Source organism: Aureimonas sp. AU40 (assembly GCF_001463785.1).
Classification (GTDB): Bacteria; Pseudomonadota; Alphaproteobacteria; order Rhizobiales; family Rhizobiaceae; genus Aureimonas.
Map to the genome: position 1 here is coordinate 1 of NZ_BBWL01000005.1, position 12,682 is coordinate 12,682.

The following is a 12,682-nucleotide window of genomic DNA, read 5'->3' on the forward strand; positions in this document are numbered from 1 at the left end:
GAACAGGATGGAATGGGGCAGGGGGGAAGGGGAGGGGGCGCTCAATCAGTCCGTCTCCCGAAAAGGTCGATGCGTGTGGCCAACCCGCTCTCCTCCCGTCAAGCGCGCCGGTGGAGGACGCAGATCAGCGTGAACAGGCGTCGCGCCGTGTCCTTGTCCAGTTCGATCTTGCCCTTCAGGCGCTCGCGCAGAAGGTCCGAACCGTCATTGTGTATGCCGCGCCGACCCATGTCGATGGCCTCGATCTGCGAAGGCGTCGCGGTGCGGATCGCCTCGTAATAACTGTCGCAGATGAGGAAATAGTCCCGAATGACGCGGCGGAAGGGGGTAAGCGAGAGGATGTGAACGGCGAGCGGAGCCTGTCCCTCGTCCGCGATGTCGAACACGAGGCGCCGGTCGGCCAGCGCCAGCTTCAGCCGGAACCGCCCGCCCTCGAAACCCATGGGCTCGAAGAGGTTCTCTTCGATGAGATCGACGATCGCGACGGCGCGATCATGCTCCACATCGGGCGCGGCGCGCCCGATCGAATCGTCGAGGTCGACTGAAACGAGGCGTCCGCGCTCCATGGGGTCCTCTAGAGATTGAGCCGGATGGCGACGGATCGGCCATGCGCGTCGAGCCCCTCGACGCGGGCCAGTTCGATCGCCGCCGGGCCGAGCTCGCGCAGCGCTTCGGCCGACAGTTTCAGGATCGAGGTGCGCTTGACGAAGTCCAGAACCGACAGGCCGGAGGAGAAGCGCGCCGAGCGCGCGGTCGGCAGCACGTGGTTGGAGCCGCCGACATAGTCGCCGATCACTTCCGGCGTGTGCCGGCCGAGGAAGACGGCGCCGGCATTTCGGATTTCGGCAAACAGCGCGTCGGGATCGTCGGTCGCGATTTCCAGATGTTCCGCGGCGATCCGGTCGGCAAGCGCCGGCGCGTCACGCAGGAGATCGCGCACCACGATCACTGCGCCGAACTCGGCCCAGCTCGCCCGTGCCGTCTCAGCCCGCGAAAGCGTGGCGAGCTGGCGCTCCACCGCCGCTTCCACGGCTTGCGCAAGCTCTTCGCTGTCGGTGAGAAGGATGGATTGCGCGGCGCGGTCGTGCTCGGCCTGAGCCAGGAGGTCGGCTGCCAGCCAGTCCGGGTCGTTGGCGCCGTCGGCGATCACCAGCACTTCCGAGGGACCGGCGATCATGTCGATGCCGACCGTGCCGAAGACCTGCCGCTTGGCGCTCGCGACATAGGCGTTGCCGGGCCCGACGATCTTGGCCACCGGCGGGATGGTCTGCGTGCCATAGGCGAGCGCGGCGACGGCCTGCGCCCCGCCGACGCGGTAGATCTCGGACACGCCGGCAATGCGCGCGGCGGCCAGCACCAGCGGGTTCAGGGCGCCGCGCATGGCCGGCACGACCATGGCGATGCGCCGGACGCCCGCGACCTTGGCGGGAACAGCGTTCATCAGAACGGAGGAGGGATAGCTCGCCGCGCCGCCGGGCACGTAGAGGCCGACCGATTCCACCGCCGTCCAGCGCGAGCCGAGTTCGGCTCCGATCGAATCGGTGTAGCGGTCGTCCTTCGGCATCTGCCGGGCATGGTGGCTTTCGATGCGCCGATGGGCGAGCTCCAGCGCCTCGCGCGTGGGGCGCGGGGTCGCCTCCAGCGCCGCCTCGATCTCGGCTTCGGGAACGCGCAGCGTCTCGGGCGTCAGCGTCAGCTCGTCGTAGCGGGCGGTCAGCTCGATCAGCGCCGCGTCGCCGCGCGCCCGCACGTCGTCGATAATGGCGCGCACGGCCGTTTCGACATCCACCGAGGCTTCTCGCTTGGCGGCCAGCAGCGCGCGAAACCGCGTCTCAAAATCGGGTTGGTCGATATGAAGCCGCTGCGGCACGTCAGGCACTCTCCCTCGGCGCGGCGGGCGATCTCTCGGCGCTCGGACCCTCAGCCCCTGTCGTGGTCGGGCCGCGACGGGGTGCTCCAGGCGGCGCCGAGATCGGTCAGCTGCGCTTCGATACATTCGACGTCGAGCCTTATCGCGGCACCGCCCGCGAACACAAGGTCGATCGTGCCGGACGGCTCCTCGCCCGCGCTCCAGCGCAGCGCGAGCAGCGCCAGCACGGCATCGTCGTCGCTCTGCCGGAATCCGCTACGCCGGACGCCGAGCACCCGGTCGAAATGCAGGACGCTGCGGCGGCGCTCGTATTCGCCCCGGCGGCGAAAGAAGCCCTGGCGCGGCGGGGTGTTTTCCCAGACGAAACGATTGATCGGTACGGTGAACTGCCCGCGCTCGGGCGAAAAGGCGAGGTCGGCGACGCGAATCACGGCGTCCTGCACATGGGCCGACACGATGTCGAGATCGGCCGCGTCGAGCGCCATCAATCGAAGAAGGTCCATCCTGCCCGCTGCTCCTCGCCGCCCTGTCATGCTCCAGCGCAGCTAGGGCATCCCATGGCAAAGTGCGACGGCTCTCAGTGATTTTCCCGGCCTAATTGCTTTCGGGCTTGCGATATTGCTCGCCGACGCGCCCGAACTCGCCCTGCAGGCGGCCGATCGCGATCTGCAGATGGTAAAGCCCGATCAGAGCCGAGCGCGAGCGAAGCGCGGCAATAACCGAGCGCGGCGGGGCGGCGAGCGCCAGGGCAAGGCTCTTGGCCAGCGTGCGCGCCCGCCCGTCGCGCCCCCGCTGCACCAGGGTGGAGAGCGCACCGTTGCGCAGCGCCCGCGCGTTGATCCAAGAGAATTGCGTGCGCCGCGCGGGCACGATCTCGTGCACGGCGGCCTCCCGGCACCAGCCGAACCGAAAGCCGGCCTCGCGGCAGCGCGAGAAGAGGTCGGCATCGCCCCCGCCGGTGAAATCGAATCGCGTGTCGAACAGCGGCTCGCCCATGCGCCTCAGGACATCGGCGCGGATCGCGACATTGCCGGAGGAGACGAGAACCCCGATCGGCCCGCTCGCCTCGAACGGCGCGCGGAAAACGGGATGGGCGGCCAGCGCCCGCTTGCTCTCGTCCTCGAAGACCGGAATCTGCGGGCCGCCGGTGATGTCGACGCCCAGCCGATCCAGCGCCGCGCCATGTGCCGCGATCCAGCCGGGCTCGGCCGCCTCGTCGTCGTCCACGATCAACGCGATGCGCAACTGCGGAAAGAGCCGCGCGGCGACGGCGAAGCCCGCATTATAGGCCGCACAATTGCCGCGCGCCTGCGCCATCACGATGGCGCCGGGGAGAGCGCCCGATTCGAACAGGGGCCGAGCGGCATCGAGGCCCGCCCGGCCTTCCGCATCGTTCTCAACGAGAATTACCGCGAAGGGGCTTGAGCCCTCCTGTGCGCGAAGCGAGGCCAACGTGCGAAGAACCAGCGCCGGCCGCCGAAAGGTCGGCACCACGACCGCGATCTCCACGCCCTGATCGAGACCGGGCGAGGCGACCTCAAGAAGGACGCCGGGCGGCAGCGGCGCGGAAAGAAGGGGCGCTTGGGTCATAGGGCAAGCCTGACGCAAAGGGATGAAAGATCCTTCAAACCGAAGGTTTCGCTTCACCCGAATTGATGCATTCGCAAGGCCGAGCCGATAGGATCGTCCCGAATGATCGGCGCCCAGCCGGCAAGCCACGGCCCTCCCGCGCGGACAGATCGATGCCCCCTTCCATCGCGCTCGTCACCTCCTCCTACAAAGGCGATTGGGAGCGCTGCCGGCTTCTGTGCGACAGCGTGGACCGCTTCGTGACAGGCCATGCCGTCCACTATCTCCTGGTGGAAGCGGCCGACCTGCCGCTGTTCAAGAGTTTCGAAGGCCCGCGCCGGCGCGTCGTGTCGGAGCGAGACCTTCTGCCCTTCTGGCTGCGGCCGATCAACGATCCGATCGCGGCCGGGCGCCGGCTCTGGCTCTCGCCCTTCGGGCCGCCCTTGCGCGGCTGGCATGTGCAGCAACTCCGCCGTATCGCCATGGGCGCGGCGATGGACGAGGCCGTGTTGGTGTCGCTGGATTCGGACGTCGTCTTCGTGAAGCCCTTCGACGTTTCGCATTTCCGGTCCGGGGAGGCCGTGCGCTTCTATCGCCGGGCGGGCGGGATGGCTGAGGTCGAGCCCGAGCGGCGGCCCGAGCACGAGCGCTGGTCCCGCCGTGCGGCGGCGCTGCTCGGCCTGCCGCCCGAGCCGATCCCGGCGCCGACCTACATCACTACGCTGATCGCCTGGCGGCGCGACACGGTGCGCGCGCTTCTGGAGCGGATCGGGGCCTCGACGCATCGCCCGGCCATGATGGCGCTCGCCGGCTCGCGCGCCCTGTCGGAATGCACGATCTACGGCCGCTTCGCCGACGAGGTGGAAGGGCGCCCGGAGCGGCACCTGCCGACCCACGAACGGCTTTGCGCGGTCTACTGGGACGGGCCGCCGCTGGATGCGGCGGGCCTTCGCGGCTTCCTGGAGGAATTGGCGCCCGAGCAGGTCGCCCTCGGCCTCCAGTCCTTCACCGGCACCGATCCGGCCATGATCCGCCGCGTGGTCGGGCTCGGCGGCTGAGACGTCGAGACGCCTGTGGCTCAAGCCGTGGCGATGTCGGGCGCGCCGGCAGGCCCCGGCCGTTGCGGCCCGCGGCTCCGCCAGTCCAGCGCGACATAGCTGGCGCCGGCAGAGGCGATCCAGAGCGCGGCGAAGACGCCGTTGAGACCGAGAATCCAGTTTCCGTCCGGCGTTGCCGCCGCGCCCTGGAGCAGCAGCGTCAGGAACCCTGCCTTTAGGCCGCCGAGCAGCGCCAGGATCGCGGCGCGCATCCCGGTGCGGCCGTGCGCGTAGAGCAGCTCGCTCTGATATTCCACGAGATTGCGGAAGGCCGGCACGAGAAGAACGAGAAGCACGAGGGGCGCGGCGTCCGCGACATTGCGCCCGAGAAGGGTGGGCGAAACCGTCAGCACGAAGCCGAGCGCCGCCATGCCGGCGACCGAGACCAGCGCGATGCCGCCCTCCGTCAGCCAGCGCCGGCGCCAGGACTGGAGAAAGCCGGGGCTGCGGATCAGCTTTTGGACGATCATCATGTTGAAGGAGCGCACTGGCAGCGCCGTCAGGTCTATGAGGCGCATCAGCATGGCGTAGACGCCCGCCACCGCCGGCCCGCCCAGCGAGAGAACCAGAAGCTTGTCGAGTTCCGACTGAAGATAGAACAGGATGTCGGCGCCCGCGACGGCGAGGCTGTCGGACAGGCGCTTGAGATAAAGCGCGGGGCGAAGCCGCAGCCGCTGGCGCGGATAGAACAGGGCGATGCCGAGGAGGGCCGAGCCCATATTGGCGGCGAGATAGAAGACGCTCCACGACAGGAGATCGCCTGAGCCGATGCCGGCATGGGCGAAGGCGAGCGCCGCCAGCGCCTTGACCGCCGAGCCAAGCACCACGAGCAGCGAGGCGCGCCCGAATTGGCCCATGCCGTTGTTGACGATGCAGACGATCTCCAGCGAGCGCCAGCCGAGGACCTCGGCCGCGACCACGAGGGCGAAGGGAAGAAGCGCCATGTCGCCGGCAAAGACCAGCGCGAAGAAGCCGAGCGCGGCCAGCACGACGAGCGGCAGCGAGAGAACCAGCGCGACGAGATAGCCGGCGGTGTAGGTGCCCACGAGATGCGGCTTGCGCGTGGCGGCGCGGTAGAGCGGCGAAACGAAGCCGAGCCCCGCGATGCGCGACAGGACGATGCCCGTGGCCGAGGCCGTGGCGAACAGGCCGAAGCCCTCCACGCTCAGCGCATTGGCGACCGCCGTGAAATAGGCGAGCGAGAGAACGAGCCGTCCGGCCGATCCGCCGATGAGCTTGGCATAGTCGCGCAGAAGGTGAAGATTGGCTTGGCCGAGCCGAACGAGGCTTCGAATCGGGCGCATGGCAAATCTCCAAAAGGCCGTTTCCGACGTGACAGAAGAGACCGACCGATTTCCCTTCTGCCCTCGCGTCCCGGATGGAGGCGAAGACGCCGCGCCGGTGGGTGGGGGACCCCCGTCCTCCCGCGCGCTCTCTCCTTCGAATCCTCTTCCGGCGGCGAAGTCTAGCCGGGCGGGCTTAACGCGTCGTTCGCTCCTGGCCACGGGCGCGGCGCTTCTGGGGACGGCGGCGGTGAGATCCTCGCCGGCTGCCGCGCTGACGCCGCGCGTGCCCTTCGGCGCGGCGGTGCAGGTCGACCAGTTCGAAGCCGACGCCGACTACCGCGCGCTGATCGAGCGCGAATGCGATCTCCTCATGCCGTCCAACGAGCTGAAGTTCGGCCTGCTTCGCCCGACGCGGCCGGAATTCCTGTTCGAGCCGGCCGATCGGATGGTGAACTGGGCGCGCGAGCGGGGCATGCTGTCGCGCGGCCATGCCTTCGTCTGGTGGTCCACCAACCCACCCTGGCTGGAGGCGATCCGCGACCCCGCCGATGCGGAGGCCGTGCTAGTGGAGCATATCGAACGCACCGCCGCGCATTACCGGGGCCGCCTGGGCAGCTGGGACGTGGTGAACGAAGTGATCGCGCACGATCCGCGCGAGCGCGGCGGGCCGATGCGCGACACGTTCTGGCAGCGGCGGCTGGGCAACCGGCATGTTCCGCTGGCCTTTCGCACAGCCATGCGCGCCGACCCGGAGGCGCGTCTCGTCATCAACGAATATGATCTGGAGTTCGAAGGCCCGCGCTACGACGCCCGCCGCGCCGAAATTCTGAAGCTCGTGCGCGCCCTGCAGGACGAGGGGCTGCGCGTCGACATGGTGGGGCTCCAGGCTCATCTCTACAGCCATATCAAGGTCGACCGCGAGGCGCTCGCCCGCTTCGGACGGGACCTCAAGGCGCTGGGCGTCGGGCTTCTGGCGAGCGAGCTGGACGTGATCGACTTCCAGGTGCGCGGCGACGAGGACGCGATCGACCACGCGGCCGAGATCGTCGTGAGCGACTTTCTCGACGGGCTGTTCGCCGGCCAGCGGCCCTATGCCGTCATCACCTGGGGGATCAGCGACCGCTACACCTGGGTTCCCGACGCCATGCCGCGCACGGACGGGCGGCCCAACCGGCCTTTGCCCTTCGACACCGCGCTACGCCCCAAGGTCTGGTATGCGACACTACGCCACAGGCTCGCGCTCGGCGGTTGAGGGCTGGGCCAGGCGGCGAAAGAGATGTTAACGATTTGTTTTCCATCTTCAGTGAAGGTTGATTGACCAAACTTCGAACCGAACGGGCACATCCCGGATGTTTCATTCCGACAGCAGCGCGGAGCGTGCCGACGGCTCCGAGACGAACTCCCGCCGGCAGGCGCAGGAGCGGGCGTCGCTGTTCGACCCCGCCGTGATCGCGGGCGGCATCTGGGACCGGCGCGGCCTTCTCGTGCTCACCACGCTTCTAGGCCTCGGTCTTGCCGGCGCCTACGCCTATTCCACACCCAAACGCTACACCGGCATCGCTCAGATCGTGCTCGACCCGCGCGATCTCAACATCGTGCAGAACGACGTCACCGTGGCGCCGACCGGCATGAGCACGGACGCGACACTCGCGCTGGTGGAAAGCCAGATCGCGGTGATGACCTCCAACACGGTGCTGGAACAGGTCGTCTCCAAGGCGGGCCTCGCCGCCGACCCCGAGTTCAACGGCACCCGCACCAGCCTGATCTCCGGCATCGGCAGCGTGCTCAGCGCGCTGTTCTCCTCCGACACCGGCGCCGTGGTGCGCGACCGTCAGCTTCTGACGATCTCCAACCTCGCCGAGCATGTGAAGGCGGCGCGCAACGCCAACAGCTTCGTCATCAACGTTTCGGTCACCTCGGAAGACCCGGAGAAGGCCCCGCGCCTCGCCAATCTCCTGACCGAAACCTTCATCGCCGAACAGGGCCGCGCCCAGTCGGAACTGGCGCGCCGCGCCACCACCGCTCTGTCCTCGCGCCTTGCCGAGCTGCGCCAGCGCGTCGTCAACGCGGAAGACGCGGTGGAAAGCTACAAGGCCGACAATCGGCTGGTGGGCGTCGGCGGCCGACTGATCGACGACGACTACATCACCCGCGTCAACAGCCAACTGGCCGACGTGCGCGCCCAGATCACCGCGCTGGACGTCCGCGCCCAGTCTCTGCGCAAGGCCAGCGTCAACGACGTGGTGGAAGGCTCCTTTCCCGAGGGGCTGAACTCCGAAACGCTGCAGCGCCTGCGCCAGACCTATACGGACGCGAGCCAGAGCGCGGCGGTTCTCTCGACCCGCCTTGGGCCCCGCCATCCTCAGCGCATCGGCGCAGACGAGGCGGTGGCCACGGCCCGCCGGGCCATCCAGACCGAACTCGGCCGCATCGTCGCCTCCGCGCAGACTGAGCTCGCCCGCGCCCGCGAAACGGAAGCCGACCTGTCGCAGCAGATCGACACGCTGCGCTCGCGCCAGATCGAGACCAGCGGCTCCTTCGTTCGCCTGCGCGAGCTGGAGCGCGAGGTCGACGCCTCTCGCGCGGTCTACGAGGCCTATCTCCTGCGCACCCGCCAGACGAGCGAACAGGAAAGCCTGAACACGTCCAATGTCCGCGTGATCTCCGACGCAACGGTTCCGCTCCAGCCTTCCAGCCTGTCTCGCAAGGTCGTGGTGGGGGCGGGCGGCATTGCCGGCTTCGGCGCCGGGCTCGCGCTCGCGGCCCTCGCCACCATGGTCTCGGTGCTACGGGGCGGCGTGCCGTCGTCCCGCCGCGTGGCGCGGGACCGCTGGGACGACACGTCTATCGAGGACGCGCCCCTGACGCCGGCCGAGCGGCTGCGCGCGGCCGACCGCGCGGCCCGGGCAGACGCCAAGGCCGAAGCGCTGGCCGAGGTCGCTGAACCGGACGCCGCGACCGCGGCGGTGCCTTCGTCCCACTGGTCCTTGCGCGGCTCGGCCAGCGAGCCGGCGGAGCGCTCGGCCATAGCCGCCGAGACTGAGACGCCCTCCGTCGCCGAATCCGGACAGTCGTTCGGCACGGCAAGCGAGCATGAAGAGCCTTTGCCGGATTGGGACGAGGCGGACGAAACGGCGGAGTTCGACGAGAACGACGGCGATCTCGACCGCCGCCGCGCCGAGTTGCGCGAGCGCATTCGCGCCATCGGCCTTCGTCGCTCCGGCGCGCGCCCCGTGCGCCAGATGGAAGCCGAAACGGACCCGGCACACGCGGCGGCCGAGCCGCAGCCCGACCCCGAGCCGGCGGAAAATCCGGCCTCGGCCGAGGCGGTGCGCGAGCGCATCAGCCTGACGCTCGCGGCCGCGCGGCAGCGGCGAAGCCTGCTGCTTCACCCCTCCGCCTGATACAATCTGAGCGCAATATCCCCGCCTATTTTCAACTGCGCGTTAAAGAACACGCCGTGGGTCTCTTCCCCGGCGTGTTTGGCGTGCTAACTTTCGAAAAGGATACGACCCGTCGGGGAGGCGGGCACAACAGGCAGGTCGGCCGATCCCGTTCGGAGGCCTCGCCGCGAGAGGGGAGGAACGGATGGCTTCTTTGGCTGCATGGGCCGGCGCGTTCGCGATGGGCATTTCGCTTCTGGCGGTTCCCGCGACGGCGGCCGACCTCACGATTGCGCTCGGCTCCGTCGGCAAGGACGTGGAGGAAATGCGGGGCCAGCTCGACGCCTTCCAGAAGGCCAGCGGCCACACCGTTCGCATCGTCACCATGCCGGCCTCGACCACCGACCAGTTCGGCCAATACCGCCTCTGGCTGTCGGCCGGCAACAAGGATGTCGATGTCTACCGAACCGACGTCATCTGGGCGCCGCAGCTCGCCTCCGGCCTGATGGACCTCACCGATGCGATGAAGGACGTGGTGGGCCAGCATCTTCCGGCCGTGATCCAGTCGCAGACCGTGGACGGCAAGCTCGTCGCCATGCCGCTCTTCGGCGACGCGCCCGCGCTCTACTATCGCAAGGATCTTCTGGAGAAATACGGCCGCCAGCCGCCCAAGACCTGGAAGGAACTCGGCGAAACCGCCAAGGCCGTGCTCGACGGCGAGCGGGCGGCCGGCAACACGCAGCTCACCGGCTTCGTGTTCCAGGGCGCGGCCTACGAGGGGCTGACCTGCGACGCGCTGGAATGGATCGCCTCCAATGGCGGTGGCCAGATCGTCTCGCCCGAGGGCGACATCACGGTCAACAATCCCAAGGCCGTGGCCGCGCTGGACCAGGCCAAGTCCTGGGTCGGCACGATCGCCCCGCAGGGCGTCCTCGGTTACATGGAAGAGGAATCGCGCGGCGTCTGGCAGACCGGCAACGCCGTCTTCATGCGCAACTGGCCCTATGCCTATCCGCTCAGCGAGGCGGCGGACTCGCCCGTCAAGGGCAAGTTCGATGCCGTTCCGCTGCCGGCGGGCGAGGGCGGCAGCTCGGCCGCCTGCCTCGGCGGATGGAACCTCGCCGTTTCCCAATATTCGCAACATCAGGAGGCGGCGATCGAGCTGGTGAAATTCCTCACCTCCGCCGAGTCGCAGAAGCAGCGCGCCCTGGGCACCGCCCGCCTGCCGACCATCCCGGCGCTCTACGACGATCCGGAGATCAAGGAGAAGCAGCCGCTCGTCGCCAAGTGGAAGACCGTGTTCGAGAACGCGACGCCGCGCCCTTCCGCGCCGACCAAGGCCAAGTACAACGAAGTGTCGCAGCAGTTCTGGACGGCGGTGAACAAGACGCTGGCCGGCCAGGGCGATGCCGCCTCGAATCTTCAGGATCTGGAGCGCCAGCTGCGCCGCCTCAAGCGCAACGCCTGGTAGGCCTTTCGCCAGGGCTTGGGGGCGCCTGACGCTGCCGCCCTCGGGCGGAGCGGGAGCGGCGCTCCTAAGCTTCTCGTTCCCAGGCCTTTCGTCGGCGGGCCGCATTCTCGCCCGCCTCGACTGATCCTTGTCCTAGCGAGGCGCTTTCGCGATGACCGAAGCACACACAGGCGCACCACCGACCGAGAAGGCCTTCGAGGCCGAAGCGGCCCCGGCCGGGCGCTCGGCCCTGTCCTCGCAGCGCCGCCGCGCGGCTTGGCTCTTCCTGACGCCGATGCTGGTGGTGCTGGCGCTGGTTGCGGCCTGGCCGCTGCTCCAGACAATCCGCTTCTCGCTCACAGACGCGCGGCTCGGCGATCTCCAGGGCGCGAACTTCATCGGCTTTCGCAACTACTACGAATGGGTGGACTATGGCGGCGGGGAGGGCGAAGCCTTCGGCCTTCTGGTCGACCCGATCTGGTGGCAGGCCGTGTGGAACACGGTGCGCTACACGCTGATATCCGTGTCGATCGAGACGGTGCTCGGCCTCATCTTCGCGCTGGTGCTGAACGCCAACTTCCCCGGCCGCGCCTTCGTGCGCGCGGCGGTTCTCATCCCCTGGGCGATCCCGACCATCGTCTCGGCCAAGATGTGGGCCTGGATGATGAACGACCAGTTCGGCATTCTCAACGACATGCTGGTGAGCGTCGGCCTCATCTCCTCCCCCATCGCCTGGACCGCCTCGCCCGACACGGCGATGATCGCGGTCATCATCGTCGACGTCTGGAAGACGACGCCCTTCATGGCGCTGCTCATCCTCGCCGGCCTCCAGATGGTGCCGGGCGATGTCTACGAGGCGGCCAAGATCGACGGGGTGAACCCGGTGAAGGTCTTCTTCAAGGTGACGCTGCCGCTGATCCGGCCGGCGATCCTCGTCGCCGTCATCTTCCGCGCGCTCGACGCGCTGCGCGTCTTCGACCTCATCTACGTGCTGACGCCCAACAATTCGCAGACCAAGACCATGAGCGTCTACGCCCAGGAAAATCTCTTCCAGTTCGACAATTTCGCCCAAGGCTCGGCCGCCTCGACGCTACTCTTCCTCGTGATCGCGATGATCACGCTGCTCTACATCAAGACCGCCCGCCTCAATCTGGAAGGAAACCGGACATGAGCGCCCGTTCCCTCAAGGCCGTCGCCGGGCGCACCGGCTTCTACGCGCTGGTGGTGGCGATCGTCCTCTTCTCGGTCTTTCCCTTCTACTACGCCATCCTGACCAGCCTGAAGACGGGCACCGATCTCTTCCGCATCGACTATCTCCCGCGCGCCGTCACGCTCATCAACTACGAAGGCGTCCTGTCGACGGCGACCTTCCTGCGAAACGTCCTGAACTCGCTGATCGTGGCTGTGTCGGTCGTCGTGATCTCGCTGTTCCTGGCGGTGACGGCGGCCTATGCGCTGTCGCGCGTGCCCTTCCGCGGGCGGGGGCTGCTGCTCCTGACCATCCTCGCTGTGTCGATGTTTCCGCAGATCGCGGTGCTGGCCGGTCTGTTCGAGATGATCCGCGCGATGGGCCTCTACAACACGCTCTTCGCGCTGATCTTCGCCTACATGATCTTCACGCTGCCTTTCACGGTCTGGGTGCTGACCACCTTCATGCGCGATCTGCCGATCGAGATCGAGGAGGCGGCGATCGTCGATGGCGCCTCCCCCTTCACCATCGTTCGCCGCGTCTTCCTGCCGCTGATGTGGCCGGCGCTTGTCACCACCGGGCTTCTCGCCTTCATCGCCGCCTGGAACGAGTTCCTCTTCGCGCTCACCTTCGTCTCCAACAACGACACGCGCACCGTGCCCGTCGCCATCGCGCTTCTGTCCGGCGCCTCGGAGCAGGAAACGCCTTGGGGCACGATCATGGCGGCCTCCGTGGTCGTCACCGTTCCGCTGATCGTCCTGGTGCTGGTGTTCCAGCGCAAGATCATCTCCGGCCTCACGGCAGGCGGCGTGAAGGGATGAAGCCCCAAGCCTCGTTC

Annotated in this window: 11 protein-coding genes; 6 read left to right on the forward strand and 5 right to left on the reverse strand. The window is 68.1% G+C overall.

The features are described from left to right. Nucleotides 1-98: 98 nt before the first annotated feature. From AUL32_RS02060 to AUL32_RS02075, 4 genes are all read right to left on the reverse strand, one after another. On the reverse strand, nt 99-566 hold the full coding sequence (locus AUL32_RS02060; RefSeq protein ID WP_061974471.1) for a UPF0262 family protein: 468 nt from the start codon (nt 564-566) through the stop codon (nt 99-101). A gap of 8 nt (nt 567-574) precedes the next feature. Beyond that, entirely contained in the window at nt 575-1,870 is a 1,296-nt protein-coding gene (hisD, locus tag AUL32_RS02065) for a histidinol dehydrogenase (RefSeq protein ID WP_062111331.1), read from the reverse strand. 50 nt (nt 1,871-1,920) lie between these two features. Beyond that, nucleotides 1,921-2,373 carry a DUF2948 family protein gene (locus AUL32_RS02070; protein ID WP_061974475.1) on the reverse strand — a complete coding sequence of 151 codons (453 nt, stop codon included), beginning with the start codon at nt 2,371-2,373 and terminating at the stop codon, nt 1,921-1,923. A 91-nt stretch (nt 2,374-2,464) separates the two neighbouring features. Then, a complete protein-coding gene (locus AUL32_RS02075; RefSeq protein WP_062111333.1) occupies nt 2,465-3,460 on the reverse strand; it encodes a glycosyltransferase family 2 protein in 996 nt (331 codons plus the stop codon). Nucleotides 3,461-3,612: 152 nt separating this feature from the next. On the opposite strand from AUL32_RS02075, the gene AUL32_RS02080 reads away from it, so the two are divergent. Further along, nucleotides 3,613-4,497 (forward strand): DUF6492 family protein, encoded by an 885-nt coding sequence (locus AUL32_RS02080; RefSeq protein ID WP_062111335.1) that lies wholly within the window; start codon nt 3,613-3,615, stop codon nt 4,495-4,497. Nucleotides 4,498-4,517: 20 nt separating this feature from the next. On the opposite strand, the gene AUL32_RS02085 is transcribed toward AUL32_RS02080, so the two are convergent. Continuing rightward, nucleotides 4,518-5,840 carry a lipopolysaccharide biosynthesis protein gene (locus AUL32_RS02085; protein WP_061974481.1) on the reverse strand — a complete coding sequence of 441 codons (1,323 nt, stop codon included), beginning with the start codon at nt 5,838-5,840 and terminating at the stop codon, nt 4,518-4,520. A gap of 229 nt (nt 5,841-6,069) precedes the next feature. Between AUL32_RS02085 and AUL32_RS02090 the strand changes: the two genes are divergently transcribed. From AUL32_RS02090 to AUL32_RS02110, 5 genes are all read left to right on the forward strand, one after another. Then, complete coding sequence (locus AUL32_RS02090) at nt 6,070-7,074, forward strand: endo-1,4-beta-xylanase (protein WP_062111337.1); 1,005 nt, start codon at nt 6,070-6,072, stop codon at nt 7,072-7,074. 97 nt (nt 7,075-7,171) lie between these two features. Next, on the forward strand, nt 7,172-9,226 hold the full coding sequence (locus AUL32_RS02095) for a GumC family protein (RefSeq protein ID WP_062111339.1): 2,055 nt from the start codon (nt 7,172-7,174) through the stop codon (nt 9,224-9,226). A gap of 184 nt (nt 9,227-9,410) precedes the next feature. Continuing rightward, nucleotides 9,411-10,676, forward strand: a complete 1,266-nt coding sequence (locus tag AUL32_RS02100) for an ABC transporter substrate-binding protein (RefSeq protein ID WP_062111341.1) — start codon at nt 9,411-9,413, stop codon at nt 10,674-10,676. A gap of 151 nt (nt 10,677-10,827) precedes the next feature. Then, nucleotides 10,828-11,826, forward strand: coding sequence for a carbohydrate ABC transporter permease (locus AUL32_RS02105; RefSeq protein WP_062111343.1), 999 nt, complete (start codon nt 10,828-10,830; stop codon nt 11,824-11,826). After that, entirely contained in the window at nt 11,823-12,665 is an 843-nt protein-coding gene (locus AUL32_RS02110) for a carbohydrate ABC transporter permease (protein ID WP_061974491.1), read from the forward strand. Before AUL32_RS02105 ends, AUL32_RS02110 begins: the two co-directional genes overlap by 4 nt. Nucleotides 12,666-12,682: the final 17 nt, after the last annotated feature.

What these genes read in the sequence shown, in the direction of transcription:
- AUL32_RS02110 (WP_061974491.1), top strand. Translation starts at nt 11,823, where the DNA reads ATGAGCGCCCGTTCCCTCAAGGCCGTCGCCGGGCGCACCGGCTTCTAC.
- AUL32_RS02095 (WP_062111339.1), top strand. Translation starts at nt 7,172, where the DNA reads ATGTTTCATTCCGACAGCAGCGCGGAGCGTGCCGACGGCTCCGAGACG.
- AUL32_RS02085 (WP_061974481.1), bottom strand. Translation starts at nt 5,840, where the DNA reads ATGCGCCCGATTCGAAGCCTCGTTCGGCTCGGCCAAGCCAATCTTCAC.
- AUL32_RS02070 (WP_061974475.1), bottom strand. Translation starts at nt 2,373, where the DNA reads ATGGACCTTCTTCGATTGATGGCGCTCGACGCGGCCGATCTCGACATC.
- AUL32_RS02075 (WP_062111333.1), bottom strand. Translation starts at nt 3,460, where the DNA reads ATGACCCAAGCGCCCCTTCTTTCCGCGCCGCTGCCGCCCGGCGTCCTT.
- AUL32_RS02105 (WP_062111343.1), top strand. Translation starts at nt 10,828, where the DNA reads ATGACCGAAGCACACACAGGCGCACCACCGACCGAGAAGGCCTTCGAG.
- AUL32_RS02100 (WP_062111341.1), top strand. Translation starts at nt 9,411, where the DNA reads ATGGCTTCTTTGGCTGCATGGGCCGGCGCGTTCGCGATGGGCATTTCG.
- AUL32_RS02060 (WP_061974471.1), bottom strand. Translation starts at nt 566, where the DNA reads ATGGAGCGCGGACGCCTCGTTTCAGTCGACCTCGACGATTCGATCGGG.
- AUL32_RS02080 (WP_062111335.1), top strand. Translation starts at nt 3,613, where the DNA reads ATGCCCCCTTCCATCGCGCTCGTCACCTCCTCCTACAAAGGCGATTGG.